This is a genomic window from Microvirga flavescens (genome assembly GCF_003290125.1).
Lineage (GTDB): Bacteria > Pseudomonadota > Alphaproteobacteria > Rhizobiales > Beijerinckiaceae > Microvirga > Microvirga flavescens.
Genome location: NZ_QMKH01000004.1, coordinates 190,150 through 215,582 on the forward strand (window position 1 = coordinate 190,150; position 25,433 = coordinate 215,582).

At 62.0% G+C, this 25,433-nt stretch carries 26 protein-coding genes and 1 tRNA gene; 12 read left to right on the plus strand and 15 right to left on the minus strand.

The window, feature by feature from the left end:
* Positions 1-42: 42 nt before the first annotated feature.
* Positions 43-1,539 (plus strand): calcium-binding protein, encoded by a 1,497-nt coding sequence (locus tag DQW91_RS10160; protein WP_157961408.1) that lies wholly within the window; start codon positions 43-45, stop codon positions 1,537-1,539.
* A 160-nt stretch (positions 1,540-1,699) separates the two neighbouring features.
* Here the strand turns inward: DQW91_RS10160 and DQW91_RS10165 are convergent.
* From DQW91_RS10165 to DQW91_RS10195, 7 genes are all read right to left on the minus strand, one after another.
* Positions 1,700-1,775 (minus strand) — tRNA-Glu (locus tag DQW91_RS10165).
* Between the two features lie 72 nt (positions 1,776-1,847).
* Entirely contained in the window at positions 1,848-3,659 is a 1,812-nt protein-coding gene (gene recJ, locus DQW91_RS10170; protein WP_112663517.1) for a single-stranded-DNA-specific exonuclease RecJ, read from the minus strand.
* A 49-nt stretch (positions 3,660-3,708) separates the two neighbouring features.
* On the minus strand, positions 3,709-4,167 hold the full coding sequence (locus DQW91_RS10175; RefSeq protein WP_112663518.1) for a GNAT family N-acetyltransferase: 459 nt from the start codon (positions 4,165-4,167) through the stop codon (positions 3,709-3,711).
* Positions 4,168-4,239: 72 nt separating this feature from the next.
* Positions 4,240-5,238, minus strand: a complete 999-nt coding sequence (gene glpX / locus DQW91_RS10180; protein WP_112663520.1) for a class II fructose-bisphosphatase — start codon at positions 5,236-5,238, stop codon at positions 4,240-4,242.
* Positions 5,239-5,298: 60 nt separating this feature from the next.
* Positions 5,299-6,621: a homoserine dehydrogenase gene (locus DQW91_RS10185; protein WP_112663658.1), complete on the minus strand. Its 1,323-nt coding sequence runs from the start codon at positions 6,619-6,621 to the stop codon at positions 5,299-5,301.
* A gap of 95 nt (positions 6,622-6,716) precedes the next feature.
* Positions 6,717-7,937, minus strand: coding sequence for an LL-diaminopimelate aminotransferase (locus tag DQW91_RS10190; protein WP_112663522.1), 1,221 nt, complete (start codon positions 7,935-7,937; stop codon positions 6,717-6,719).
* A 43-nt stretch (positions 7,938-7,980) separates the two neighbouring features.
* Positions 7,981-8,358: a hypothetical protein gene (locus tag DQW91_RS10195; RefSeq protein WP_157961409.1), complete on the minus strand. Its 378-nt coding sequence runs from the start codon at positions 8,356-8,358 to the stop codon at positions 7,981-7,983.
* Positions 8,359-8,594: 236 nt separating this feature from the next.
* Between DQW91_RS10195 and DQW91_RS10200 the strand changes: the two genes are divergently transcribed.
* Positions 8,595-10,400, plus strand: coding sequence for a PHA/PHB synthase family protein (locus DQW91_RS10200; RefSeq protein ID WP_112663525.1), 1,806 nt, complete (start codon positions 8,595-8,597; stop codon positions 10,398-10,400).
* Positions 10,401-10,501: 101 nt separating this feature from the next.
* Here the strand turns inward: DQW91_RS10200 and DQW91_RS10205 are convergent, their stop codons facing one another.
* A complete protein-coding gene (locus tag DQW91_RS10205; protein WP_112663526.1) occupies positions 10,502-11,821 on the minus strand; it encodes an OmpP1/FadL family transporter in 1,320 nt (439 codons plus the stop codon).
* On the opposite strand from DQW91_RS10205, the gene DQW91_RS10210 reads away from it, so the two are divergent.
* The gene (locus DQW91_RS10210) at positions 11,820-11,999 is read left to right on the plus strand and encodes a hypothetical protein (protein ID WP_112663528.1); all 180 of its coding nucleotides are present in this window, start codon (positions 11,820-11,822) and stop codon (positions 11,997-11,999) included. The genes DQW91_RS10205 and DQW91_RS10210 overlap by 2 nt on opposite strands.
* Before the next feature lie 180 nt (positions 12,000-12,179).
* On the opposite strand, the gene argC is transcribed toward DQW91_RS10210, so the two are convergent.
* The 3 genes from argC to rplM form a co-directional block, all read right to left on the minus strand.
* Positions 12,180-13,148 carry an N-acetyl-gamma-glutamyl-phosphate reductase gene (gene argC, locus DQW91_RS10215; protein WP_112663529.1) on the minus strand — a complete coding sequence of 323 codons (969 nt, stop codon included), beginning with the start codon at positions 13,146-13,148 and terminating at the stop codon, positions 12,180-12,182.
* Positions 13,149-13,314: 166 nt separating this feature from the next.
* On the minus strand, positions 13,315-13,791 hold the full coding sequence (rpsI, locus tag DQW91_RS10220) for a 30S ribosomal protein S9 (RefSeq protein ID WP_112663531.1): 477 nt from the start codon (positions 13,789-13,791) through the stop codon (positions 13,315-13,317).
* A 2-nt stretch (positions 13,792-13,793) separates the two neighbouring features.
* Positions 13,794-14,258 carry a 50S ribosomal protein L13 gene (gene rplM / locus DQW91_RS10225; RefSeq protein ID WP_112663532.1) on the minus strand — a complete coding sequence of 155 codons (465 nt, stop codon included), beginning with the start codon at positions 14,256-14,258 and terminating at the stop codon, positions 13,794-13,796.
* Between the two features lie 278 nt (positions 14,259-14,536).
* On the opposite strand from rplM, the gene DQW91_RS10230 reads away from it, so the two are divergent.
* A complete protein-coding gene (locus DQW91_RS10230; protein ID WP_112663534.1) occupies positions 14,537-15,166 on the plus strand; it encodes a glutathione S-transferase family protein in 630 nt (209 codons plus the stop codon).
* 149 nt (positions 15,167-15,315) lie between these two features.
* Here DQW91_RS10230 and DQW91_RS10235 read toward each other — a convergent pair whose 3' ends face one another.
* Positions 15,316-15,750: a PaaI family thioesterase gene (locus DQW91_RS10235; protein WP_112663536.1), complete on the minus strand. Its 435-nt coding sequence runs from the start codon at positions 15,748-15,750 to the stop codon at positions 15,316-15,318.
* 49 nt (positions 15,751-15,799) lie between these two features.
* On the opposite strand from DQW91_RS10235, the gene DQW91_RS10240 reads away from it, so the two are divergent.
* The 5 genes from DQW91_RS10240 to DQW91_RS10260 all read left to right on the plus strand — a co-directional run bounded on the left by DQW91_RS10240 (position 15,800) and on the right by DQW91_RS10260 (position 18,818).
* Entirely contained in the window at positions 15,800-16,216 is a 417-nt protein-coding gene (locus DQW91_RS10240) for a CoA-binding protein (RefSeq protein ID WP_112663537.1), read from the plus strand.
* A gap of 100 nt (positions 16,217-16,316) precedes the next feature.
* Complete coding sequence (locus tag DQW91_RS10245; protein WP_112663539.1) at positions 16,317-17,600, plus strand: O-acetylhomoserine aminocarboxypropyltransferase; 1,284 nt, start codon at positions 16,317-16,319, stop codon at positions 17,598-17,600.
* A gap of 110 nt (positions 17,601-17,710) precedes the next feature.
* On the plus strand, positions 17,711-17,923 hold the full coding sequence (locus DQW91_RS10250; RefSeq protein WP_112663541.1) for a dodecin: 213 nt from the start codon (positions 17,711-17,713) through the stop codon (positions 17,921-17,923).
* Between the two features lie 40 nt (positions 17,924-17,963).
* Positions 17,964-18,386, plus strand: a complete 423-nt coding sequence (locus tag DQW91_RS10255) for a YciI family protein (RefSeq protein WP_112663543.1) — start codon at positions 17,964-17,966, stop codon at positions 18,384-18,386.
* 96 nt (positions 18,387-18,482) lie between these two features.
* Positions 18,483-18,818 carry a GYD domain-containing protein gene (locus tag DQW91_RS10260; RefSeq protein ID WP_157961410.1) on the plus strand — a complete coding sequence of 112 codons (336 nt, stop codon included), beginning with the start codon at positions 18,483-18,485 and terminating at the stop codon, positions 18,816-18,818.
* Positions 18,819-18,824: 6 nt separating this feature from the next.
* Here the strand turns inward: DQW91_RS10260 and DQW91_RS10265 are convergent, their stop codons facing one another.
* Positions 18,825-20,006: a BaiN/RdsA family NAD(P)/FAD-dependent oxidoreductase gene (locus DQW91_RS10265; protein WP_112663547.1), complete on the minus strand. Its 1,182-nt coding sequence runs from the start codon at positions 20,004-20,006 to the stop codon at positions 18,825-18,827.
* A gap of 152 nt (positions 20,007-20,158) precedes the next feature.
* On the opposite strand from DQW91_RS10265, the gene DQW91_RS10270 reads away from it, so the two are divergent.
* Together DQW91_RS10270 and DQW91_RS10275 are read left to right on the plus strand one after the other, a co-directional pair.
* Entirely contained in the window at positions 20,159-21,355 is a 1,197-nt protein-coding gene (locus DQW91_RS10270) for a YjgN family protein (RefSeq protein WP_112663548.1), read from the plus strand.
* A 10-nt stretch (positions 21,356-21,365) separates the two neighbouring features.
* Positions 21,366-22,436 (plus strand): M48 family metallopeptidase, encoded by a 1,071-nt coding sequence (locus DQW91_RS10275; protein ID WP_112663549.1) that lies wholly within the window; start codon positions 21,366-21,368, stop codon positions 22,434-22,436.
* 25 nt (positions 22,437-22,461) lie between these two features.
* On the opposite strand, the gene DQW91_RS10280 is transcribed toward DQW91_RS10275, so the two are convergent.
* Together DQW91_RS10280 and DQW91_RS10285 are read right to left on the minus strand one after the other, a co-directional pair.
* Complete coding sequence (locus DQW91_RS10280) at positions 22,462-23,640, minus strand: MFS transporter (RefSeq protein WP_112663550.1); 1,179 nt, start codon at positions 23,638-23,640, stop codon at positions 22,462-22,464.
* Positions 23,641-23,668: 28 nt separating this feature from the next.
* Positions 23,669-24,394, minus strand: a complete 726-nt coding sequence (locus tag DQW91_RS10285; protein ID WP_112663551.1) for an SDR family oxidoreductase — start codon at positions 24,392-24,394, stop codon at positions 23,669-23,671.
* Between the two features lie 102 nt (positions 24,395-24,496).
* Between DQW91_RS10285 and DQW91_RS10290 the strand changes: the two genes are divergently transcribed.
* Complete coding sequence (locus tag DQW91_RS10290) at positions 24,497-25,408, plus strand: LysR family transcriptional regulator (protein ID WP_198411838.1); 912 nt, start codon at positions 24,497-24,499, stop codon at positions 25,406-25,408.
* The last annotated feature ends 25 nt before the right edge of the window (positions 25,409-25,433 follow it).

Sequence of the window (25,433 nt, forward strand, 5' to 3'; positions counted from 1 at the left end):
AACCTTCGCGTTTTCCAGTTTCAACTAAGGGGAAAATTCTTCATGGCGCTTTCCAAGACGCAGACTCTTGCGGGCTTCCCGGATGCGAACAGCACAGGCGTTCCGTCAGGAGTGACCTTAACGCCGTCGACCGGCGATCTAACCATTACGACACCCGGCACCGTCATCGACGCCCGCGACATCAAGGGCACGGTGTGGATTCTGGCTCCCAACGTCACGATTCAAAACAGCCGCATCACCGCGACCGACTGGACCGGGGTGTGGATCAAGCCCGGCGTCACGGGTACCGTCATCAAGGATTCCGAGATTCAGAACATCGGCAGCAGTGTCGATGGCGCCAACGGTATCGTTGGCTCGGGAACCTTCCTGCGCAACGACATCTCTCACATCGAGAACGGCTTCAACATCAACGGGCCGAGCGTCATTCAGGATAACTACATCCACGATATGTACGCCCCCAACGTGCGTATCGGCACGGTGTGGGGAGGCCCGCACTATGACGGCATCGAGATCAACGGCGGCCGTGACATCTACGTCAAGCACAACACGGTCATCAACGATAACGGCCAGACGTCAGCCGTGATGATCGACAACGACGCCGGAGCCATCAACAACATCCAGGTCGACGGCAATTACCTCGCCGGTGGCGGATACACCGTCTACTCGGACGGCAGCTTCAACGGCAGCGCCATCACCGGCGTATCGTTCACGAACAACTACCTCGGCGAAGGCTACTGGGGCTATTACTACTTCAAGGGCAATAGCCCGACTCTCTCAGGCAACGTCGAACTGGGTCACACCTGGCCGATGCCGGTCTCGGGCTCCACGAGCCCGACGCCAACACCGACTCCTACTCCGGACCCAACTCCTACTCCTACGCCAACTCCCACGCCCGGTGCGGTCACTGGCACGAACGGGAACGACAATCTGGTCGGCACCGCTGGCGCCGACACGCTGAAGGGTCTGCGCGGCAACGATACCTACACCGTCAACCACACGGGCGATAAGGTCGTCGAACTCGCGGGCCAGGGCACCGACAAGGTTTTCAGCTCCGTGACCCACACGCTGGCGGCGAATGTCGAGAACCTCCAGCTCACGGGCACCGGGGCCATCAACGGCACTGGTAACGAGTTGAACAACACCTTCCTCGGCAACGATTCAGCCAACGTTCTCAAGGGCGGCGCCGGGAATGACTCGCTCAACGGTCTCGGCGGCAAGGATACGCTCTACGGCGGCAGCGGGAAGGACATCTTCCGCTTCAGCTCGGCCTATAGCGCTGACGGCGACAAGGTCATGGACTTCGCGCACAACGTCGACAAGCTCGACTTCCGCAAGATCGACACCAACGCCAGCAAGACGGGCGATCAGGCCTTCGTTTTCGATGGCTACACGAACGGCAGCAAGAACGGCCACCTCTGGGCGGTCGAGGACACGGCGGCCGGCGTCACCGATATCTACGGAAAGACCGGTGACTTCGTGTTCCATATCGAGCTGAAGGGCACCCATCTCGGCCTGACGACCTCGGATTTCTACCTGTAAGCGTCTACGAATTCCGCAAGCATCGCGCCGGGCGTTGGGGTTTCCTGACGTCCGGCGTTTGCACGCTTAGGTTCAGGACGAACACACGCGACAATCCGAACAGGCCCCGCAACACACGCTGCAGGACTTCGGGGGCTTGTTCTCAATTTTTAAAGGAAAGTGGCGCGCCCTACGGGACTCGAACCCGTGTTTTTGCCGTGAAAGGGCAACGTCCTAGACCGCTAGACGAAGGGCGCCGAGGCAGCGTTGCTGCCGGAACGGGCGGACATATAGATGGGTTCTTTCCCGGCGGCAAGCGCTTCGTTCAGTTATTCCGGCTTTGCCGCATCCATCACGCGAAGCTCGACTTTTTCGCCACCGCCCCAACGGTCGATGGACAGGGTTCCAGCCACATGAAGCGGGCTTCCGACCGCATCCGAGAGCGCCTGGCCGAGCGGTTGGCCTGCGGCGCGAAATGCAATGCCACCAATGAAAGAGCCGTCTCCTCCGCGCAGTTTCACGCGGATATGGCCGCCGCTGCCGACCTCGCGGGCCTCCATCAGACGATGATGGGGGAACACGAAAACGGGTTCCGGCTGGCCAGACCCGAAAGGCCCCGCCCTCTCGATAGCCGTAACGATTTCCGGCTTCGCCGCCCCTGCCGTGAGGGTCGAATCGATGGCGAAATGGTCGGCCTCGCGGGCGCGGTCATAGGTGTCCTGAAGACGCTCCGCCATGAACGCCTTGAACCGATCGAGTTCGTCCGCCCGAATCGTCACGCCCGCCGCCATTGCATGGCCGCCGCCCTTGATGGCGATGCCCGCACCGACAGCGGCTCTCACCGCACGGCCGAGATCCACACCGGGAATCGAGCGGCCAGAACCCGTCGCGTTGGCCTCCCCGTTCAGCGTGAAGGCGAACGAAGGGCGATTTGTCTTTTCCTTCGTGCGGGCCGCGATCAAACCGACGATTCCCGCATGCCACTCCGCCGACGCAGCGACAATGAGCGGGAGGCCGGGATCTTTATCGAGCATCAGCAGGGCCTGCGCCTCGGCTTCGGCGATGGCGACCTGCTCGATGGCTTGCCGCTCGCGATTGAGCTGGTCGAGCTCGGCGGCTAGGCGTCCTGCGATGACCGGATCGTCCGTCAAAAGCAGCTTCGCGCCGAGCGCGGCGTCACCGATGCGTCCGCCTGCATTGATGCGTGGGCCGATGAGGTAACCGAGATGCCAGCTTTCGGGAGCGCCCGAGAGGCCGGCAGTGTCGAGCAGGGCCGCAAGCCCCAGCCGTCCACGCCGGCGCATGATGGCGAGCCCCTGCCGCACGAAGGCGCGGTTGAGTCCGACGAGAGGCACGACATCGGCCACCGTCGCAAGACCCACGAGATCGAGGCTCGCAAGTAGATCCGGCTCGGCGTTCGCATTGAAGAAGCCCTTCGCCCGTAAGGCGCGGTTCACCGCGACGAGCGTGAGAAAGACGACGCCCGCGGCGCAGAGATAACCAAGTCCGGAAAGATCGTCCTGTCGGTTTGGGTTCACCAGCGCCGAGACGGCGGGCAACTCGTTCGGGGCCTGATGGTGATCGATCACCAGAACATCGAGGCCGAGTTCCTTGGCCGCGCCGAGCGTATCCACGCTGGCCGTGCCGCAATCGACCGTGACGAGAACGTCCGCGCCTTGCTCTTTCAGCGCACGGATCGCTTCGATATTCGGGCCATAACCTTCCGTGATCCGATCGGGAATGTGGATGGCGAAGGGAACACCGCAGGCGCGCAGATACTCTGCCATGAGCGCGGCGCTGCAAGCGCCGTCCACATCGTAATCGCCGAAGATCGCGACCGTCTTGCGCGCGATGATCGCCTCCGCAAGATGCTCCGCCGCCGCCTCCATATCGGTGAGTTGATAGGGATCGGGCATCAGGTCGCGCAGGCGCGGATTGAGAAAGCTCTCGACCTCCTGCACGCCGACACCGCGCCCGGCGAGAACGCGCGCGAGAATGTCAGGCACGCCGTGCGTCTGCGCGATAGCGAGCGCAAGCGTGCTCTGGGCCGGATCGCATCGCTCGATCCAGGTGCGGCCCAGTGCGGAAGATAAAACCCCGAGGAAAGGTCGTGGGGAGAGAATGGAAGCTGATTCGGTCACGCGGACAGCTTAGCGCCAAACGGCCTGGATTGAATTCCCCAAGCAGCGTTCAAAACACCTTGCGATATTGGATGAACCCGCTGCGGCTGGCGACCTTGTCGTAGAGCGCCTGCGCCGTCGTGTTGGTTTCGTGCGTCAGCCAATAGACGCGGCTCGCGCTACTCTCCTTCGCGCGGTCATAGACCGCTTCTATGAGCGCGCGGGCGACGCCCCTGTTGCGGGCTTCCTTCGCGGTGAAGAGATCCTGGAGATAGCAGTAGTTGCCGGTGGTCCAGGTGGAGCGGTGATAGATAAAATGTGTGATGCCGACGACTTTGCCGTCAAGCGCCGCCACGAGGCAGTGCATGGGCTCCGCGGGATCGTTGAGGCGCGCCCAGGTCAGCGCCGTTACTTCAGGCGCCAACGTGGATTCGTAGAACGCTAGATAACCTTGCCAGAGCTCTTCCCAGACTGGCCGATCCTTCGCCAGCAGCAGACGGATCTCAAGCGTTCCGGCATTCACGCTCATGCGCCCACTCCAGCGGTTTCTCCTTGCGGTCGATCCGGAGGGGCAGCCCCCCGGATCGCTTTCAGTCTCGTCTTAGTCGAGGTGGAACTTCGACAGTTCGCGGTGCTCCGCATGAATGCGGCGCACGGTGCCGGTGGCGGAGCGATAAACGACCGTCTCGGTTTCGATGACGCCCTTGCCGAAATGCACGCCCTTGAGCAGGCCACCGTCGGTGACACCGGTCGCGGCGACGATCACGTCGCCGCGGGCGAGATCCGTCATGTCGTATTTGCGGTTCGGATCGGTGACGCCCATCTGCAGCGCGCGCGAGCGCTTCTCGTCGGAATCGAGGATCAGGCGGCCCTGCATCTGACCGCCGATGCAGCGAAGCGCGCCCGCCGCCAGCACGCCTTCAGGCGCGGCGCCGATGCCCATGTAGATGTCGATGCCGGTGCGCTCGGGCATGGTCGTGAAGATGACGCCAGCGACGTCACCATCGGAGATCAGGCGCACGCCCGCGCCCGTCTTGCGGATGGCGGCAATGAGTTCCGCATGGCGCGGACGGTCGAGCACGAGCGCATTCAGCTCGTTGACCTTCACGCCCTTGGCCTTGGCAAGCGCATGAAGGTTTTCTTCCGGCGAGGCGTCGAGATCGACGACGCCCTGCGAGTACCCGGGGCCGATGGCGATCTTGTGCATGTAGACGTCAGGAGCGGCGAGCAAGGTGCCCGCTTCCGCCATCGCCATCACGGCGATGGAGCCCGGCATGTCCTTCGCGCAGAGCGTGGTGCCTTCCAGCGGGTCGACGGCGATGTCCACCTTCGCGCCGTTCTTGTTGCCGACGCGCTCGCCGATGAACAGCATCGGGGCCTCGTCGCGCTCACCTTCGCCGATCACCACGGTGCCGTCGATGGGCAGCTTGTTCAACTCACGCCGCATAGCGTCGACCGCCGCCTGATCGGCAGCCTTCTCGTTGCCGCGACCACGAAGGCGCGCCGAGGCGACGGCGGCGCGTTCGGTCACACGTACAAGCTCCAGGGTGAGAATGCGCTCGATGACCTGCCCTGGTTGGACTGTGATGGCTTGCGACATGGAAGTTGCGGCTCCTCTAGGAAAAGACGGCGCGGCGAGCGGAACGCCCGCACAATGGCCTTATTCGCGTTCGATGCGGATGACTTGGGGCGGTTCTGCGATGAGACCATCCCCGGAGATTTTCTCGACGGCGGACCGGATGGCGGCTTCCGTCGCGGCGTATGTGATGAGGACGAGCGACACCGGAGCACCGGAACGCCCATGTGGGTCGCGAGTGGCGGCTGCCTCGGACCGTTTTTGCAGAATGCTCTCGAGCGAGATTTCCGCCTGCGCCATGCGGGTCGCAACGCCTGCGGCAATGCCCGGGCGGTCATGGACCGTCAGGCGGATGTAGTAGCCGCCCTCATGGCGCTGAACCGGCGTGCGCGATGCCTTGGCGAGTTGTTCAGTCGGCAGCCCGAAGGGCGCATGAATTGAGCCGGACGCCACGTCCACGAGATCGGCCACGACAGCCGAAGCCGTCGCGTCGCCGCCCGCCCCCGGCCCGATCAGCGTCAGTTCCTTCACCGCATCGGCGTCGATGGTAACGGCGTTCGTGACGCCCATCACCTGCGCGATGGCGGAAGTCTTGGGTACCATCGTCGGATGCACGCGCTGCTCGATGCCGGCCTTCGTGCGCTCGGCGACGCCAAGCAGCTTGATCCGGAAACCGAGCTCATCGGCCATCTTCAGATCGAGCGGCGTGATGGAGGAAATGCCCTCGACATAAACCGCCTCGGCATCGACCTGCGTGCCGAAGGCGAGGCTGGTGAGAAGCGCCAGCTTGTGGGCCGTGTCGAAGCCCTCCACGTCGAAGGTCGGGTCGGCCTCGGCATAACCCAGGCGCTGGGCGTCCTTGAGACACTCCGCGAATGTCAGCCCCTCAAGCTCCATGCGCGAAAGAATATAATTACAGGTGCCGTTGAGAATTCCGTAAAGGCGCGCGATCTCGTTGCCCGGCAGCGCCTCCCGCAGCGTCTTGATAACGGGGACGCCGCCCGCCACCGATGCCTCGAAAGCGAGTGCGACGCCCTTGGCCTCCGCTGCCTGCGCCATCGCAAGACCATGCTTGGCAAGAAGAGCCTTGTTGGCCGTCACTACATGCTTGCCGGCGGCAAGGGCCGCTTCGACAGCATTGCGCGCGGAGCCTTCCGCCCCGCCGACGAGTTCCACGAAACAGTCGATATCGTCGGACTTGGCGAGAGTCACCGGATCGTCGAACCAGCGGTAGGCGGAAAGGTCGAAGCCGCGATCCTTGGCCTTGTTACGGGCGGAAACCGCCGTCACCTGCAAGGGGCGGCCGCACCGTTGAGTCAGATCCCCTGCCCTGCGGGCGAGAATCTGAATAACCGATGCGCCAACCGTACCGAGGCCGGCAATTCCGATCCGAAAAGGCTGTGTCACGGACAACACACTCCGTTGATAGTCGCGATGCTCTTTACGACTGCCACGGTTTCATGTCCATGCAGAGCCAGCCCAAAGCCTTGAATTAACAGCCCTCAGCCCGCCCGCGAGAGCGGAACGACGTTGTGGAGGGTCTGGTCGGCGGTGTCGAAGAACTTGCGGATGTTGCGGGCTGCCTGACGGATGCGCTGCTCGTTCTCCACGAGGGCGATGCGGACATAGTCATCGCCATACTCCCCGAAGCCGATACCCGGCGCGACGGCCACGTCGGCCTTCTCGACGAGTAATTTGGAGAATTCGAGGCTTCCGAGCGACCGGAACTTCTCAGGAATTTGCACCCACGCGAACATCGAGGCCGACGGAGTGGGGATTTCCCAACCGGCGTTCGCGAAGGATTCGATCATCACATCCCGGCGACGCTTGTAGGTAGCGCGCATTTCCTTGATGCAGTCGTCCGGCCCGTTCAGGGCAGCAGTCGCGGCGACCTGAATCGGCGTGAACGCGCCGTAATCGAGATAGGACTTCACGCGGGCAAGAGCCGCCAGCAGACGCTCATTGCCGACAGCGAAACCGATGCGCCAGCCCGCCATCGAGAAGGTCTTCGACATGGAGGTGAACTCCACGGCGACATCCATTGCGCCGGGAACTTGCAGGATCGACGGCGGCGGGTTGCGCTCGTCGAAATAGACCTCGGAATAGGCTAAGTCCGACAGGATGAAGATCTCATGCTTCTTCGCGAAGGCGACGAGATCGCGATAAAAATCGAGGGACGCTACATAAGCCGTCGGGTTCGACGGATAGCAGACCACGAGGGCGATGGGCTTCGGGATCGAATGCGCGATGGCGCGTTCCGCCGCCGGAAAGAAATCCGGGGTCGGCTCGGCCGGGACGGAGCGGATGACGCCGCCCGCCATCAGGAAGCCGAAAGCGTGGATGGGATAGCTCGGGTTTGGCACCAGAACGACATCGCCCGGCGCGGTGATCGCCTGCGCCATGTTGGCGAAGCCTTCCTTCGAGCCGAGCGTGGTGACGACCTGGGTATCCGGGTTCAGCTTCACGCCGAAACGGCGCTCGTAATATCCGGCCTGGGCGCGCCGCAGGCCCGCGATGCCCTTGGAGGCGGAATAGCGGTCCGTGCGCGGCTTGCCGACCGTCTCGATCAACTTGTCGATGACGTGCTGCGGCGCCTGCTGGTCCGGGTTGCCCATGCCAAGGTCGATGATGTCCGCGCCGTTGGCCCGGGCTGCTGCCTTGATCCGATTGACCTGCTCGAAGACGTAAGGAGGAAGACGCTTGATGCGGTGAAAATCGGACATGGGAGGTTCCTGGTTCAGGGCCCGGACAATACCGGGGAACACATTAGGGGTTCGTTGACGGCGTGGTCTGAACTTTCTTTTTCGCATTGGCCGAGGCCGGGGTGAGCGCGGGATCGGGAGGCGGCGTTCCACCGGCAGCCGCAGCGGCGGCTCCGGCGTTCGCATTCCTCGCACGCAGACTATCCATCTCCTGTTCGGCCTCCTTGACCTGCTCCGCGTTCTTCGCCGGGTTAGCTGGCCCGGCCGCGACCGTCCCGACCGGGATATAGTCCACTGTGCCCTTGCGCGACTGAACCACGAAGGTCTGCGGCTCGGCCGTCTTGGGGCCCAACCCGCTGGATCTCACGAATTCACCGGCCGTATTGCCGCCGCACCCGGCGAGAAACGCGCCGATGCCGCTCAAAATCGTCAACCGGGACACGGTAGCTACTACACAAGTCATCATAACATCCAAAAATGATGGCGAGGATCTGGCGTACATTGCTCTTCGATCGCTAGAGACTGATCGTGTCTCCTTGAAACACGATCAGTCTCCAGATTCCTTACTGCCGCATGATACGGGCGAACAACCGGTTTCCACTTGTTCTGATCATGCTCTAAAATGTGGGAAACACGTTTCACGAGCAATGGCAACGGCTTCTGGAAGGATATGTCCTAATGACTAAGCCGCTCGGTGAGAAGGACCAAGCTTCTGCGAGCCCCGATTTCGAGGCTCTTTCCCGCAATATCGCGCTCTTTATCGAGGAGGCGGGCAAGGCGACCGCAGCCTATCTGAAGCCAATTGAAGCAGGCCAGAAACATTCCGGCTTCGCGGAGGAGGCCTCCGAAGTCGTCAGAACCCTCGGACATATCGCCGAATCGTGGATGACCAATCCGCAGAAGAGCGTGGAAGCGCAGTCCCGCCTCGGCACGCAATTCATGCAGCTCTGGACCTCGACCCTCCGGCGCGCGCAAGGCGAGGACGCCGACGACATCGCGCAGCCTGATCCGAAGGATGCCCGGTTCGCCGATCCGGAATGGTCGGACAATCCCGTCTTCGACTTTCTGAAACAAGCTTACCTGATTACCTCCCGCTGGGCGGAAAACATGGTGGACGACGCCGAAGGCATCGACGAGCAGACCCGGCGGAAGGCCCAGTTCTACGTCAAGCAGATCTCCGGGGCGCTCTCTCCCTCCAATTTCGTGCCGACCAATCCCGAGCTCATCCGCGAGACGCTGCGGGAAGGCGGCGCGAACCTCGTGCGCGGCATGAGTATGCTGGCGGAGGACATCGAGGCCGGAGGCGGCGAATTGCGCATCCGCCAATCGGACCCGAGTGGCTTCAAGATCGGTGTCAACATCGCCACCACGCCCGGCAAGGTCGTTTTCCGCAACGACCTGATGGAGCTGATCCAATACGCGCCGACGACCGAGAAGGTGCTGAAGCGCCCTCTCCTGATCGTTCCGCCCTGGATCAACAAATATTACATCCTCGACCTGAACCCCGAGAAGAGCTTCATTCGCTGGGCGGTTTCGCAGGGGCTGACGGTCTTCTGCATCTCCTGGGTCAACCCCGACGAGCGCCACGCCGAGAAGAGCTTCGAGCATTACATGCACGAGGGCATCTTCGCCGCCCTGGACGCCATCGAACAGGCGACCGGCGAGAAGAAGGTGACCGCCCTCGGCTATTGCGTCGGCGGCACGCTCCTTTCGGCAACCCTCGCCTGCATGGCGGCGAAGAAGGACAAACGGATCGACAGCGCGACCCTGTTCACCGCGCAGGTGGATTTCACTTTCGCGGGCGACCTGAAGGTTTTCGTGGACGAAGGGCAGCTCAAGTCAGTCGAAGCGGTCATGAAACAGCGCGGCTATCTGGAGGGCTCGCGGATGGCGCACGCCTTCAACATGTTGCGCCCGAACGATCTGATCTGGCCCTATGTGGTGAATGTCTATCTCAAGGGGAACGCGCCCTTCCCCTTCGATCTGCTTTACTGGAATTCCGATTCCACCCGCATGCCCGCCGCGAACCACACCTTCTATCTTCGCAACTGCTACCTCGAGAACAAACTGGCGAAGGGCGAAATGGAGCTTGGCGGGGTGAAGCTCCAGCTCAAGAAGGTCAAGGTGCCGATCTTCAATCTGGCCACGAAAGAGGACCATATCGCCCCGGCGAAGTCCGTTTTCGTCGGTTCGCAAGCCTTCGGCGGTCCGGTGGAATTCGTCCTCGCGGGTTCGGGACACATCGCCGGTGTGGTCAACCCCGTCTCGAAGCAGAAATATCAGTATTGGACCGGGGGCGCTCCGGCGGGAGCGCTGGAAACATGGATCTCGCAGGCCACCGAGACGCCGGGAAGCTGGTGGCCGCACTGGATCGAGTGGATCAGGAACCAGGCTCCCCGTGAGGTCGCCGCGCGCATTCCCGGCTCGGGCAAGCTCCCTGCCCTCGATGAAGCGCCGGGAACCTACGTCCTCGCTCGCTCTTGATCCGCCTCACATCACAAGCGGGCGCTTAAGTCCGTCAAAGCCCCCTAAAAAAGAAAAAGGCCGGCGGATGCCGGCCTTTTCAAAAGCTTTGCGTCCCGCACTCAGTACTTGCGGACGACCGGAGCCGGGATGGTCTTAGCAGGATTGTCCCAGCGGTACTTCAGCGAAGCGGAGATGATGTCGACGCTGGAGTCCACGTCAGCCTTCAGCACTACGCCACGGGTCGGGAAAATGGGGTTTCCGGGCGCGATGTTGATGTCGGTATCGCCCACCGAGAAGATGTGGGTGTAGCCCAGGTCGAACGAGAGGTTATCGCTCCAGTTATAGGTGCCGCCGAGCGACAGCCAGATGCGGTCGGAGTCGGGCAGGCGCGGGTTGCGCGTGTTGGTTTCGATGGGGGAGATTTCGTAACCGACACCGGCGCGGACGGCCCAGGACGGGTTGAAGCGATATTCACCACCCGCCGAGAAGAACCAGCCGTCGTCATAGGCCAGCGGCAGATACGGAGCGGCGGAGAGAAGCGTTCCGGTGAGGCCGTTAGTGACGCGCGGGAAGCCGAGGCGGCTCCAGTTCGTCCACTCAGCGGTGGCATTCAGGGTGAAAGCGTCTGTGACCTTCTGCGAGATGCCGACCGAGACGGACTCGGGCAGAACGAGATTAGCCTTGATCGGAATACCGAAATGCTCGAACTGTCCGTCGAGCTTCTGCTCGATTCCTGACCGGAAGCCGATACCGATGGTCGTGCCCGCGAAGGGCGTCAGCGTCGCGCCAAGGGAGTAACCGAAACCCCAGCTGTCGCCGTCAAGACCGGCGCTCGCGGCAAGCGGCGACGGCGAGGTCAGTGTCGGACCCGTGGCCGAGAAATAGCGCACATGGAAATACTGGGCGCGGACGCCGGCACCAATCGACAGCCAGTCGTTGACCTTGTAGCCGATGGTCGGCATCGCCTCGAACGACACCACCTGCGTTGTGCGGGCATAGAGCTGGCCCGCCCAGATCGGGTTCGGCTTCGTGGTGAGGCCGAAGGGTGCGCCGGTATAGAGGCCAAACCAGAGGCTGTCGTTGATCTGGAAGTTGGCATAGGTGGCAGGCAGGAAGGCGTCCTGTCCGATGTCACCAGAGCCGCCGAGACGGGCCAGTCCGTTCGGGACCGTGTAGGTCGGCGTGATGTCGGAGCGCGGAATGATGGCGCTTCCATGAGCCTCGAACTGCCAGCCCGGCGCCATCGTGATGGTGGCCGGATTCCAGTACATGGACGACACGCCTGCGGCACCGGCGGCGACGCCAGCAAAGGCCTCGCCCGCGCCAACGGCGCTTTGCTCACGAAGAGCGAACGCGCCGGCAAGGGCACTGCCCTGTGCTGCAACAAGGGCCGCCAGAGAAACAGCGGCCAAAGTCAGCGAACGATTGAAGCGGCTCATGATGATTTTCCTGCCCTTCTGGGTGATTATGATTCTCGCGGAACAATCCGCATTGAAGGGCAGTCTGCCGTTGCTTCAATTTCGCCGCAATTGGGCCGGTGCATTTTTCACAGCCTCCTCAGCAACCTACAAATACCGCAACGTAAACTTCGATTTACTTAATTTGAGCTCAAGCTAAACGGTATAAACGCCAGAAGCGGAAATAGTTCACACCTAAACCAAGGTAGTTCCGTGCAGGATGTGAGATCTTGAGCGCGGGTACAAAAATGGCCCGCAGAAACATTTCGCGAGCCACAGTGACAGTTTCGCAACAACCTGACGGTGAAACCGCGCGGCGAGATGTTCCGTTAGGGTACAACTAGCCCAATCCGAGCATCAACCGGATGTTCTGGACCGCCGCGCCCGAAGCTCCCTTGCCGAGATTGTCGAGGCGAGCGACCAGCACCACATGGCGGTACTTCTCGTTGTTGAAGACGCGAAGCTCGAGACGGTCCGTATCGTTCAAGGCTTCTGGCTCGAGACGCTCGGCGCGCTTGTCATCGACTGTGGTGGGGACGACGCTCACCAGACCGCCCTCTCCGTAATGCTTGATGAGCGTGGCTTCCATATCACGGGCCGTGGGTCTGCCGGGCAACAGGTCGAGGTGCAGCGGAACGCTGACCAGCATGCCCTGGCGGAAATTGCCGACGGACGGAATGAAGATCGGGCGCAGAGTCAGGCCGGTGTTCTTCTGCAGTTCCGGCACATGCTTGTGCTCGAAGCCGAGGCCATAGAGCTCGAAGGCGGGTGCGGTACCGGCCTCATAGGCGTCAATCATCGAGCGCCCGCCGCCGCTGTAGCCGCTGACCGCATTCACGCTGATCGGGTAATCGGTCGGAATGAGCCCCGCATCCACGAGCGGGCGGATGAGCGCTATGGCCCCTGTCGGATAGCAGCCGGGATTGGAGACCCGGTCGGCCATGACGATGGCCTGCCGCTGCACGGGGGAAAGCTCTGCGAAGCCGTAGACCCAGCCGGGGCTGACCCGGTGTGCGGTGCTGGCATCCAGAATGCGCGGCTTGCGGCCGGGAAGTGCATCGACAAGCGCCACGGTCTCCCGCGCGGCATCGTCGTGAAGGCACAGGACAACTAGATCGACTTCGCCGAGGATTTCACGTTTCGCTTGAGGATCCTTGCGCAACTCATGAGCAATGCTGCGAATTTCAATCCCCGGCACCTCCTTGAGACGCTCGCGGATTCCCAAGCCGGTGGTGCCGGCCTCCCCGTCGATGAAGACCGTCTTGAGCGCCTGGGATTGCGGCGCGGCGCCTTGCAGGGAGGTGGTCATGATGCGGAATCCGAAAGAGGAGCCAGTGTGGTGGATATTTCAACCTTGCAGCGGCTTGTCCAGCCCTCGTCAAGGCAATGGGCATTCGCCTTGCTTGCATAACGCCCGCGCAAAGAAAAAGGGGCGGCCCGTAAGCCGCCCCTCGAATTCCCGGTAGGGATAGCGCTTAGCGCTTCGAGAACTGGAAGCTGCGGCGGGCCTTGGCCTTACCGTACTTCTTACGCTCGACCACACGCGAGTCGCGGGTGAGGAAGCCTTCCTTCTTGAGCGGCGAGCGCAGCTCGGGCTCATAGTAGGTGAGAGCCTTGGCGAGGCCGTGGCGCACCGCGCCGGCCTGACCGGAAAGGCCGCCGCCATTCACGTTCACGACGATGTCGTACTGATCCATGCGGTTGGCGATCTGCAGCGGCTGCTTGAGCAGCATGCGCAGAACCGGACGCGCGAAATAGACCTCGACCGGACGGTCGTTGATCACGATCTTGCCCGAGCCGGGCTTGATCCACACGCGGGCAACCGCGTCCTTGCGCTTGCCGGTGGCATAAGCACGGCCGAGCGAGTCGAGCTTCTGGACGTGCTTCGGAGCTTCCGGAGCAGCGGCCTGGGCGTTCTGGCCGAGATCGGCGAGAGACTGAAGAGTCGCCATAATTAGCCCCTCACGTTCTTAGCATTGAGAGCGCCGACGTTCAGCACTTCCGGCTGCTGCGCGGTGTGCGGATGCTCGGTGCCCTTATAGACACGAAGATTGCTCAGGATCTGGCGGAAGAGCGGGCCGCGCGGGAGCATGCGCTCCACAGCCTTCTCGACCACACGCTCAGGGAAGCGGCCGTCGAGAATGAACTTCGCGGTACGCTCCTTGATGCCGCCCGGATACCCGGTGTGGTGATAGTACACCTTCTGGTCGCGCTTGCGGCCGGTGAAGACCACCTTGTCAGCATTGATAACGATGACGTTGTCGCCGCAATCGACGTGGGGGGTGTAATTGGCCTTGTGCTTGCCGCGCAAGCGCATGGCGACCACCGAAGCGAGACGGCCAACAACGAGGCCTTCCGCATCGATCACAACCCACTTCTTTTCGACTTCGGCGGGCTTCAGCGAAGTAGTCGTCTGCATCGCTCTAAGATCCCGTTGGGGCTCGAAAGTCCCGGTTGAAAACGAAGAACCGCCGCGGAATGCGGCGGAGATGGGCGGTGATTAGTGAGTTTACGGGCACAAGTCAACATGAAATCACCTGCCGATTGGGCCGCGAAACCCTTATAAATTAAGGGACAGAAATGATGCGGTATCTTGATACCATGATTGCGGTATTTTAATACCATCATCTTTCTGTCTCTCGTTGCGGCGCATCTCAGGGCCGCATAACGTTCCTGCTGCCAGGAGAGGAAACAAACATGAGCGACGAACTCGTCTTCTACACCCATCCGATGTCGCGCGGGCGCATCGCCCGCTGGATGCTCGAGGAGCTTGGGCACCCTTATCGCACGGAACTTCTGGATTTCGGGACGACGATGAAGGACCCGGCCTATCTCGCGGTGAACCCGATGGGCAAGGTTCCGGCGATACGGCATGGCGATACTGTGGTGACGGAGGCGGCAGCAATCTGCGCTTATCTCGCGGACGCCTTCCCCAATGCCGGTCTGGCACCGGCGCACGGAAGCGCAAGACGCGGCCCTTATTATCGCTGGATGTTCTTCGCGGCAGGCCCTGTCGAGGCAGCCCTGAGCAACAAGGCGTTCGGCTTCGAGGTTCCCGCCGAACGGAGTGGAATGATCGGATACGGCAGCGTCGAGCAAACCGTCGACGCATTGGAATACGCGGTATCCCAGTCAGAATACATCGCGGGCGACAGCTTCACGGCGGCGGATGTCTATGTCGGCTCTCAGATCGGTTGGGGCATGATGTTCGGCACGCTCGAAAAGCGCCCAGCCTTCGAGACCTACTGGAAACGCATCGCCTCCCGCCCGGCGGCTATCCGCGCGCGGGAGATCGACGATGCGCTGGTTCCGCCGAAAGGGGCCTGATCCTCTCAGATAAATCCCGAAGCCTCACCCTGAGGAGGCCGTCAGGCCGTCTCGAAGGGCGAGGCGTCTCCAGCGGACACCGGAACATCCTTCGAGACGCAGGCTAAAAGCCTGCCCTCAGGATGAGGTCTGTACTTTCAAACTGGCTGTTAGCGCCGGTCCGGAATCGAATACGTCCCTGTGGCGTGGCAGACGACTTCCGCCTCGCCCTGCGAATAAAGCGACACCTCCCCGACCGCGAGCCGCTTGCCGAGTTTGAGCAGGCGGACATCGGCGATCAACGGGGCGAGTTTCGGCTTTCGCAGGAAGTTGAAGTTGAGGCTCGTCGTTACCGCGAGGCCCACGGGACCGATCTGGGCGAGGATCGCCGCATAGAGCGCGACGTCGGCCAGGGTCATCATCGCAGGCCCGGAGATCGTCTCACCGGGGCGCAGATGACGCTCGTGGGCATCGAGCCTCATGCGCGCGGACATCGGCCCCACCTCTTCCACATGAAAGCTACGCCCATCATGGTGAAGCTGCGGGAACTCCCGGTCGAGAAAGTCCTCGACTTCCTGGCGGGTCATGACGGGGGCGTGGGCCATCTACGCTCGCTTTGTTGAAATGCGCGGCCTTCTTTCATAGGTTCGTTCCATGAACCACGACAATTACCCCAACGACTATATCCCCGGCATCCTCGCCAGTGTGAAAACCATCGCGCTCGTCGGCGCATCGCAGAACGCGGAGCGGGCGAGTTGGCAAGTCATGAATTTCCTGCTCCAGCGCGGCTACCATGTCATCCCGGTCAATCCGGGCCTCGCCGGGCAGACCCTTCTGGACCAACAGGTCTATGGCGCGCTGGCGGACATTCCCACCCCCATCGACATGGTCGACATCTTCCGCAACTCGGAAGCGGCTGGCCATGTCGTTGACGAAGCGCTGGCGCTGAAGACCCCGCCGAAAGCCATCTGGATGCAGCTCGGCGTTCGCAATGACGAGGCCGCGAAGCGGGCCGAGGCCAAGGGCGTCAAGGTTGTGATGGACCGTTGCCCGAAAATCGAGCTCGCTTGAGCCTCGTAGGCGGCACAGTCGGAAAGAAAGCCTTCCTTCGTCCTTGACTGGCGAACAGTTTCGTTCGTTATATAGAACGATACTTTCAAGGGAGGGGCACATGTCCGAACGAGCGCCGGGTTTCAGCACACTTTCCATCCACGCGGGCGCAGCGCCCGATCCGACCACAGGTGCGCGGGCGACGCCGATCTATCAGACCACCTCGTTCGTGTTCGACGATGTGGACCATGCCGCCTCTCTCTTCGGCTTGCAGGCCTTCGGCAATATCTATTCGCGCATCGGCAACCCGACCAACGCCGTTCTGGAGGAGCGTGTCGCGGCGCTTGAGGGCGGCACGGCGGCGCTCGCCGTGGCCTCGGGCCATGCGGCGGAATTCCTGGTGTTCCACACGCTCTTGCAGCCGGGCGACGAATTCGTGGCGGCCAAGAAGCTCTATGGCGGCTCGATCAACCAGTTCAACCATTCCTACAAAAACTTCGGCTGGAACGTAATCTGGGCGGATTCCGACGAGCCCTCCACGTTCGAGGCGGCCATCACGCCCAAGACGAAGGCGATCTTCATCGAATCCATCGCCAACCCCGGCGGCGTGATCGTCGATATCGCGGCCATCGCCGCCATCGCGAGGAAGCACAAGATCCCGCTCATCGTCGATAACACGATGGCCTCGCCCTATCTCATCCGCCCCTTCGAACACGGCGCGGACATCATCGTGCACTCGGCCACGAAATTCCTGGGCGGCCACGGCAACTCCATCGGCGGGCTGATCGTCGACGGCGGTACGTTCAACTTCGCGGGCGACGCGCGCTATCCCATGCTCTCCAAGCCCCGGCCGGAATATAATGGCATCGTACTCGGCGAGACCTTCGGCAATTTCGCTTTCGCCATCGCCGCCCGGGTGCTGGGCCTGCGCGACCTCGGCCCCGCGCTATCGCCCTTCAACGCCTTCCTCATCCTCAACGGCATCGAGACCCTGCCGCTGCGCATGCAGCGCCATTCCGACAACGCGCTCGGCGTTGCAGAGCATCTCGCCAAGCACCCGAAGGTCGATTGGGTCAGCTATCCCGGCCTTGCGAACGACCGTTATCACAACCTCGCCAAGCAATATTGCCCCAAGGGCGCAGGCGCGGTTTTCACCTTCGGCCTGAAGAGTGGCTACGAGGCGGGCGTGAAGCTGGTCTCGAACCTCAAGCTGTTCTCGCACCTCGCCAATATCGGCGACACGCGCTCGCTGGTAATCCACCCCGCCTCCACCACCCACCGCCAACTCACGGACGAGCAGAAGCGCCAGGCGGGCGCGGGGCCTGAAGTGGTGCGCCTCTCCGTCGGGCTAGAGGACAAGGAGGACCTGATCGCGGATCTCGATCAGGCTCTCGCCTCCACCTGACCTCAGCAAAACGGAATTGCGGCAAAGCCCCGGCGTTGTCCGGGGCTTTTGCTTGCGGACACGCGAACCGACGCTAGATCCCTCCCCGCGCAGATCAAAGGAGGGTCGTCATGGAAGATCATGTCTACAAGATCGTGGAACTCGTGGGCTCCTCCAAGCAAAGCATCGAGGGCGCCATCGAAGCAGCCATTTCCCGCGCGGGAAAGACCGTGCGGAACATGCGCTGGTTCGAGGTGGTGCAAACACGCGGCCATGTCGAAGGCGGCAAGGTGAGCCATTATCAGGTCATGCTGCGCGCCGGATTTACGCTTGAGAAGGAATAAGAAGCTCGCCTTTTGAACAACGATCACGGGAGATCCAGCAATGCGCGTCATGGTTTTGGTGAAGGCGACGAAGGACAGTGAGACAGGCATCATGCCTTCGACGGAACTGCTGGAAGCAATGGGCAGGTTCAACGAGGAGCTGGCCAAAGCGGGCATCCTTCTGGCAGGCGAAGGACTCAAGCCGTCATCCAAGGGGAAGCGCGTCGCCTTCGAGGGTTCGGGCCGCACGATCATCGAGGGCCCCTTCCCCGAGACCTCCGAACTCGTCGCAGGGTTTTGGCTATGGCAAGTCAAGGATCTTGCCGAGGCGGTGGAATGGGTGAAGCGCTGTCCAAACCCGATGCCGGGACCGAGCGAGATCGAAATCCGCCCGCTCTATGAAATGTCCGACTTCGCGGAGAACCTCTCCGACGAAGCCGCCGCGCTGCATGAACGGGCCCGTGAGAAGGTGGAGAATCGTTAGGGCTTCTGGTGCATTTCGGCAGCCAAACTTGATGTCGATCAACAAGGCATGCCGCGCCTCGTGGCATCAAGACGGCCTCGCAAAAAGGAGGCGGCCGTGCCCCTGTTCATCACTCAAGGTCGGTTCACATCGGAAGCGCTGCGGGGAATGCTGGCAAACCCTGAAAACCGTGAAGAAGCAGTCAGCCAACTGTTCGCGAAATCCGGCGGCAAGCTCCTCGCCTATTACATGACCTTTGGCGAATATGACTTTCTTGTCGTTTCCGAAGGCCCCCATGAGGGCGCAGCCGTCGCGGCTATCGTGGCCGGTGCCGGGGGCGGTGTGACGGATCTGAAAACCACCCTGGCTCTGAGCGCCGCCGACATGAAGGCCGCCTTCGCCAAGGCTGGAACGGTTGCTGCGAGCTTCAGATCAGCGGGCGCTAAAGGGTAGATTTCCTCATGCGGCCTGCCCGGCGCACCAGCCAGAGGACCAGGCCCATTGGAAATTATAGCCGCCGAGCCAGCCGGTGACGTCCACTACCTCGCCAATGAAATAGAGGCCGGGAACGCTCCTGGCCTCCATCGTCCGTGAATCGAGATCGCGCGTGTCGACGCCGCCGAGGGTGACTTCCGCCGTGCGATACCCCTCCGAACCTGCGGGCTTGAAGCGCCAATCCTTCACTGAAGCCGCGATGCGTTGGAGTGCCTTGTCCGAATAATCGGCAAGGTTCTTCAGTGTCCCGCCCTCCTCTTCCGCGATCAGTTGCGCGAGGCGTTTCGGCAGGATGCCGGCGAGCGCTGTCTGAAGTGCCTGCCGTCCGTTTTGAGCCCGTGCGGCGCGCAACGCCTCGAACACATCAACGCCTCGCGCCATATCGATGGTGATCTCGTCCCCTTCACGCCAATAAGACGAGATTTGCAGGATGGCTGGGCCGCTCAAGCCGCGATGGGTGAACAACATCGCCTCTTCAAAGCGCGTTTTGCCCTTCGCTGCGACCGCATCGACAGCGACACCCGCGAGCGGCGTCAATCGATCCAACATGGTCGGTTCCAGCGTCAGAGGGACCAGCGCCGGGCGTGTCTCGGTCAGGCGAAGGCCGAATTGTTCCGCGATGTCATAGCCGAACCCCGTCGCCCCCATTTTCGGGATCGACTTTCCGCCAGACGCGACGACTAGCGAGCGGCATTGCACGGTATCGTTCGCCAGCCGCAGGACAAAACTCTCGCCGGAGCGATCCACCTTCTCGACGGATGTACCTAGCCGCAACTCGACACCGTGGCGTTTCATTTCGCCGACCAGAAGATCGATGATCTGCTTTGCAGAACTATCGCAGAAGAGCTGACCCAGCGTCTTCTCGTGATAGGCGATGCCGTGCTTCTCGATGAGGGCGATGAAGTCGCGCTGCGTGTAGCGCCGCAGGGCGGAGATGCAGAAACCCGGATTTTGCGAGAGGTAGTTGGCCGGGGATGCGTGAAGGTTCGTGAAATTGCAGCGCCCGCCGCCGGAAATGCGGATCTTCTCGCCGGGCGCGGCGGCATGATCGAGGATCAGCACGGATCGTCCGCGCTTGCCTGCCTCGATCGCGCACATCATCCCGGCGGCTCCTGCGCCAATCACAACGACATCGAAGAAACTCAAGCCCCGCCCTTCCGAACGCATGGTCAGGACAAGCGCGTTATCCGGCTGGGGAAGAAAGGGCAAGACTGAAGACACCCAGCGTTACTCAGTCGAACAGTGACAACGAAACAATATTTGGTTAAGGAATTTTATCTCCATCGGGTTGACCTTCCATGACCGCCGCCGCCGCACCGGAGCGCCCTTCGACTCCGCTTTCCTACTCGGGCAATGACGACGACTTTCTGCGGATGCTCTTTAAGGGCAGCCTACTCCTCATCCCGACCTTCGGCTTCTACCGTTTCTGGCTCATCACCAAGATCCGCCAGCACCTTTGGGCCGGCACACAGATTGAGGGGGAAAGCCTCGAATACACGGGAACGGCGAAAGAGATCCTGATCGGATTTCTGATTGCACTCGCGATCCTGGTGCCGATTTACATCGTCTACTTCGCGATCTCGATCGTATTGGGAGAGAAAACGCCTTTCGCGAACATTCCTCTTTTTGGCATTCTGTACGTGCTCGCCCGGTTCGGGGCCTATCGCGCCCGGCGTTATCAGGTCTCGCGCACGATCTTTCGCGGCATCCGTTTCTGGATGACCGGCTCGGGCTGGGGCTATGCCTTCCGCGCGATCCTTTGCGACATCCCCGTCCTCCTGACCCTCGGCCTCGCCTATCCCTGGACCGCCGCTTTTCTCGAGCGGTACAAGATGCGGCACACCTATTTCGGCTCCCTCCAGGGCGATTTCGCGGGGACGGGCTCCGCGCTGTTCCAGCGCGTGTGGTGGCTGTGGCTTCTCGGCGTGACCGGAGCGGCAGTCCTCGGCCTGACGATTTGGGGCGTGACGCATCTGGACCCGAAAGATCAGGCCGGCATGATCTTCCTCATTACGTTGTTCGCCATTCTCTGCGTCAGCTTCCTGTCGGCCGCGTTTCTCGCCGTTCGCTCGCGTTGGCTGATCGAGGGCATCCGTTTCGCGGATGTCGCGCTTTCATCAAACCTTCGCAAGCGGAACATGGTCTGGCTCTACGTGAAGGCGATGTTCTGGTTCTTAACCGTCGCGCTGGTGTTCCTCGCCGCCTCCGTCATCTTCGCAATGACGAAGATGCTGGGGCTGAGCGGCGCTCAGGCGGGTTTCGGCTGGGCCAGCTTCGTCGCTATTGTCATTTCGATTATCGGCTATCTGACCTTCGTCATCACCTTGGGCATTGTTCATCGATACTTCTTGACACGGGGGCTCTGGGCGCTGGTCACGGGCTCCATCGCCGCCGCCAATCTCGACGCGCTTGAGCAGGTCGTTGCAGCCGGAGGCCCCTCCGGAAGCCTCGGTGAGGGACTTGCCGATGCGCTCGATTTCGGCGGCGGACTTTAGGGCTTAGAAAATGGGGCTCGCGGTCTTCTATGATGGCAAGACGGCCCGCCGAAGGGTCGTCTCGCTCGTCGTCACGACCGCGAGCCTCGATCTCTATGAGGACGGCGAGACTATCGCCTCCTGGCCCTGCAATCAGGTGCGACAGCACCCAGCCGCGCCGGGCGTGCTGCGTCTGGGGCCGGAAAACCCGAATTCGCTTGCGCGGCTGGACGTGACCGATGCCGGCGATCAGGCCGAGGTTTTCAGAAACTGTCTCTTCCTCACCACCGGGGCGAGGAAGGAAAGCACCGGCAGGATCGTTTTCTGGTCTCTTGCGGCAACCGCATCGCTGATCGTCAGCGCATATGTTCTGGTGCCGATCCTTGCCGAAAAGGCTGCGCCGCTCGTGCCGGTTTCCGTTGAGAAGCAGATCGGCGCCGCAGTCGACAAGCAGATCCAGTTCATCCTTGGCGAAAAGACGTGCAACGCGCCCGCAGGCGCGGCGGCTCTCGCGAAACTCTCGTCGCGGTTGTCCAGCGTCAGTCCCTCGAAGATCGCGCCCGAGATCCAGGTCATTTCGTCGAAGATCCCCAACGCTATCGCCCTCCCCGGCGGGCGGATCTATCTCTTCAAGGGCCTGCTCGACAAAGCCGACAATGTCGATGCCATTGCCGGCGTGCTTGCCCATGAAATAGGCCATGTCCGCCATCGCGATTCATTGCGGCGGCTCATGCAGACGAGCGGCACGTCGTTCCTTCTCGGGCTTCTTTTCGGCGATGTCACCGGCAGCGGCGCGATCATTCTCGCGACCCGGATGATGATGGACGGCGCCTACTCCCGCGACGCCGAACGCCAGGCGGACGAGAACGCCATCGCGGCCATGCTCGCGCTTGGCCGCTCGCCGCGCCCGATGGGGCTGTTGCTCAGCGAGATCGACAAGGGTGAGAATGGCCCCATCCCATCCATGCTCTCAAGCCACCCTCTCACCACAGAGCGGCTTGAGACGTTCAGCAAGCGCACGCCCACCAAAGAGGGAGAGCCGCTGTTGTCGAACGAGGAATGGACGGCACTGAAGGGCATTTGCGAAGTCAAGGAACCCTGACGACGAACGCCCTTCAAAGCCACGCCTAGCCGACGGAACGCGCCGCGCGAAGGTTTTGTCCGGGACTCTTCTTGAGCGAGGCAAGAACGAGGACGAGGCTGAGCGCCGCGAGGACGGCTCCTGCCAGTGCGACGGCCGGATAGCCGAGTTCCAGCGCGATCACCTGCCCGCCGAGAGCCGCGCCAACCGCATTGCCCAAATTGAACGCCCCAATGTTGATGGAGGACGCGAGGTTGGGCGCGCTCGCGGCAACGCTCATCACGCGCATCTGCAAGGGCGGCACGACGGCGAAGGTTGCGACGCCCCAGGCGAAGATGGTGACCGTCGCGGGAATGGGCCATTGCATGGTGATCGAGAACAACACAAGCAGGCCGGTCAAGGCTGTCAGGACGACGACCAGCGTGAGATTGAGAGAACGATCCGCGAAGCGCCCACCGAGATAATTACCGACCGTCAGGCCGAGTCCGTAGATGACGAGATTCGCCGTGACGAAGCCGGGCGACTCTTTCGTCACCTCTTGCAGGATCGGCGCAATGTAGGTGAAGACCGTGAACATCGCGCCAGAGCTCAGAACGGTCGTCAGAAGCGCAATCACCACAGCGGGACGACGCAGCACGGCGACCTCGCGAGCAATGTCCACATCCGCACCGTCGCGGGACCGGGGCAACGCCCAATGCAGCGCGACGAGCGCGAGGATGCCAAGGCCCGTAATGCCGATAAAGGCCTCGCGCCATCCGATATGCTGCCCCACCCATGTCGCGAGCGGAACGCCACCAACATTCGCGATGGTGAGCCCCATGAACATGGCCGCGATGGCACTCGCCTTCCGGTCCGGCGAAACCACGCTCGCGGCGACGATGGAGCCCACGCCGAAGAACGTGCCGTGGCACATGGACGTGACAATCCGCGCGGCCATCAACGAGCCGTAGCCCGGCGCGATAGCCGAAAAGAAGTTCCCGATGGTGAAAAGGCCCATCAGGGCGAACAGCAGGGTTTTTCTCGGTACGCGCCCGGTGGTCAGGGTGAGCAACGGCGCGCCGATCAGCACGCCAAAGGCGTAGGCACTTACCAGAAGACCGGCGGAGGGGATCGACACGCCGAGATCGGCGGCGATGATCGGCAGAAGGCCCATCGGCGAGAATTCCGTCACGCCGATGCCGAATGCGCCAAGCGACAGCGCGAAAAGAGCAGGATTGAGTTTCATGGATACCTCGATCTCTCGAACGGAGCGATCACGCGATCGCGCCGCCGCCATCCACCAGAACGGTCGTGCCGGTGATGTAGGGATTTGTCAGGAAGGCCTCGATCTGAATGGCGACATGCTCGGGCTTGCCGGCAAGGCTCGCAGGCAGGCTCCCGGCCATCTTCGCCAACAGCGCCTGATGCTCAGGCGTGGTCTGGTCTCCCCACAACGGCGTGTCGACGAATCCGGGGGACGCCGTGTTGACGCGGATCGGCGCGAGTTCGAGAGCAAGCCCACGGCCCAACGCTTCCAGTGCGGCATTGATCGCCCCTTGCAGGGCCGCCGTCTTCGACGGGCGCACCGAAAGGAAACCGCTCACGAAAGTCACGGAGCCCTGCTTTGAGATCGCATTGGCACGCACGGCGGCGCGCACCGTGCGGTATGAACCCCAGAACTTCGAATTCATCGCCGATTGGGCATCCGCAAGCGCGAGATCCCTGACCGGGCCGCGCGGTGTCTTGGCAGCAGAAATGACAATGTGGTCATAGACCGTTCCATCGGAGAAAAAGGCCTCGACAGCGGCGTCGTCCGTCGTGTCGAGAACGCGTCCTTTCGTGCCATTTCCGAGAGCCCTTGCAGCCGCTTCGATATTGGTGGCTGAACGGGAGGCCACGACCACCCTCGCGCCATCCTCGGCGAAGCGTTGCGCCGCCGCCAGCCCTATGCCGGATGTGCCCCCGACGACCAGAATAGTCTTACCGTTCAGACCGGCCACGCCCTGTCTCCTTTGTGAGAAATGATGCGACAGAGGCTAGCCATTTCTATTTTGAGAGAGAATGCTATGGTTTGCGAAAGAACTCTTTCTAATTTGTAGATAATGATTCCCCTCGACAGCCTCACCGACATGAGCGTCTTCACCCAGGTGGTTGCGGCAGGAAGCCTTTCGGCGGCCTCGCGGGAACTCGGCATGTCCCTGGCCGTCGTCTCCAAGCGCCTTGCCCGCCTTGAAGAGCGGTTGGGTGCACGCCTCGTCAACCGCACGACACGGCGTCTCAGCCTGACGGAAGAGGGTTTGGAGTTTCACAGGCGCGCCGTCCAGATTCTGGCCGATGTGGAAGAAGCCCAGGCCAGCATCGGGGATCGCGGGAAAAAGCCCTCCGGCCTGTTGCGCGTAAGCGCGGCGGCGGCCTTCGCCCGTCGGCAGATAGCCCCTTGCCTGCCACGTTTTCAGGAGCTTTACCCGGATATCCGGGTGCAGTTGCTGGTCTCGGACACGCAGGTCGATCTCGTGCAACAAGGCATCGACCTTGCCATTCGCCAAGCCGTCCTGCCGGATTCGAACCTGATGGTCCGCGTGCTCGCCACGAATAACCGCGTCGTTTGCGCCTCCCCTGCATATCTCGCGCGCCACGGAACGCCCACGGCACCGCAGGATCTCGCCAACCACAATTGCATCGTGTTCGGAGACCCGCCGATTTCCACCTGGCGGTTCGAGTGTGACAATGCCGATCCGATTGCCGTGAATGTCAGCGGGAACCTGACCACGAACGATGGCGAGGCGGCCCATGCGGCGGCATTGGCCGGCGCAGGCGTCGTTCTGAAGTCAATCCGCGACGTCGAAGATGACATCGCCACCGGGCGACTCGTGAGGCTCCTGGAGAATTGCCGTACGCCGGCAACGCCGATCCAGGCCGTCTATCCGGCTGGTCGCCATCTTGCGGCAAGGCTGAGGGTCTTCATCGATTTCCTGGCGGACACGCTCAAAGAGCCCGGACGCTCCGTCATTTAAGACCGTCGCGAACATGCGGGCGGCT

What these genes read in the sequence shown, in the direction of transcription:
- DQW91_RS10160 (WP_157961408.1), top strand. Translation starts at nt 43, where the DNA reads ATGGCGCTTTCCAAGACGCAGACTCTTGCGGGCTTCCCGGATGCGAAC.
- DQW91_RS10175 (WP_112663518.1), bottom strand. Translation starts at nt 4,167, where the DNA reads ATGAGCGTGAATGCCGGAACGCTTGAGATCCGTCTGCTGCTGGCGAAG.
- glpX (WP_112663520.1), bottom strand. Translation starts at nt 5,238, where the DNA reads ATGTCGCAAGCCATCACAGTCCAACCAGGGCAGGTCATCGAGCGCATT.
- DQW91_RS10190 (WP_112663522.1), bottom strand. Translation starts at nt 7,937, where the DNA reads ATGTCCGATTTTCACCGCATCAAGCGTCTTCCTCCTTACGTCTTCGAG.
- DQW91_RS10200 (WP_112663525.1), top strand. Translation starts at nt 8,595, where the DNA reads ATGACTAAGCCGCTCGGTGAGAAGGACCAAGCTTCTGCGAGCCCCGAT.
- DQW91_RS10210 (WP_112663528.1), top strand. Translation starts at nt 11,820, where the DNA reads ATGATGATTTTCCTGCCCTTCTGGGTGATTATGATTCTCGCGGAACAA.
- DQW91_RS10205 (WP_112663526.1), bottom strand. Translation starts at nt 11,821, where the DNA reads ATGAGCCGCTTCAATCGTTCGCTGACTTTGGCCGCTGTTTCTCTGGCG.
- argC (WP_112663529.1), bottom strand. Translation starts at nt 13,148, where the DNA reads ATGACCACCTCCCTGCAAGGCGCCGCGCCGCAATCCCAGGCGCTCAAG.
- rpsI (WP_112663531.1), bottom strand. Translation starts at nt 13,791, where the DNA reads ATGGCGACTCTTCAGTCTCTCGCCGATCTCGGCCAGAACGCCCAGGCC.
- rplM (WP_112663532.1), bottom strand. Translation starts at nt 14,258, where the DNA reads ATGCAGACGACTACTTCGCTGAAGCCCGCCGAAGTCGAAAAGAAGTGG.
- DQW91_RS10230 (WP_112663534.1), top strand. Translation starts at nt 14,537, where the DNA reads ATGAGCGACGAACTCGTCTTCTACACCCATCCGATGTCGCGCGGGCGC.
- DQW91_RS10235 (WP_112663536.1), bottom strand. Translation starts at nt 15,750, where the DNA reads ATGGCCCACGCCCCCGTCATGACCCGCCAGGAAGTCGAGGACTTTCTC.
- DQW91_RS10240 (WP_112663537.1), top strand. Translation starts at nt 15,800, where the DNA reads ATGAACCACGACAATTACCCCAACGACTATATCCCCGGCATCCTCGCC.
- DQW91_RS10245 (WP_112663539.1), top strand. Translation starts at nt 16,317, where the DNA reads ATGTCCGAACGAGCGCCGGGTTTCAGCACACTTTCCATCCACGCGGGC.
- DQW91_RS10250 (WP_112663541.1), top strand. Translation starts at nt 17,711, where the DNA reads ATGGAAGATCATGTCTACAAGATCGTGGAACTCGTGGGCTCCTCCAAG.
- DQW91_RS10255 (WP_112663543.1), top strand. Translation starts at nt 17,964, where the DNA reads ATGCGCGTCATGGTTTTGGTGAAGGCGACGAAGGACAGTGAGACAGGC.
- DQW91_RS10270 (WP_112663548.1), top strand. Translation starts at nt 20,159, where the DNA reads ATGACCGCCGCCGCCGCACCGGAGCGCCCTTCGACTCCGCTTTCCTAC.
- DQW91_RS10275 (WP_112663549.1), top strand. Translation starts at nt 21,366, where the DNA reads ATGGGGCTCGCGGTCTTCTATGATGGCAAGACGGCCCGCCGAAGGGTC.
- DQW91_RS10280 (WP_112663550.1), bottom strand. Translation starts at nt 23,640, where the DNA reads ATGAAACTCAATCCTGCTCTTTTCGCGCTGTCGCTTGGCGCATTCGGC.
- DQW91_RS10290 (WP_198411838.1), top strand. Translation starts at nt 24,497, where the DNA reads ATGATTCCCCTCGACAGCCTCACCGACATGAGCGTCTTCACCCAGGTG.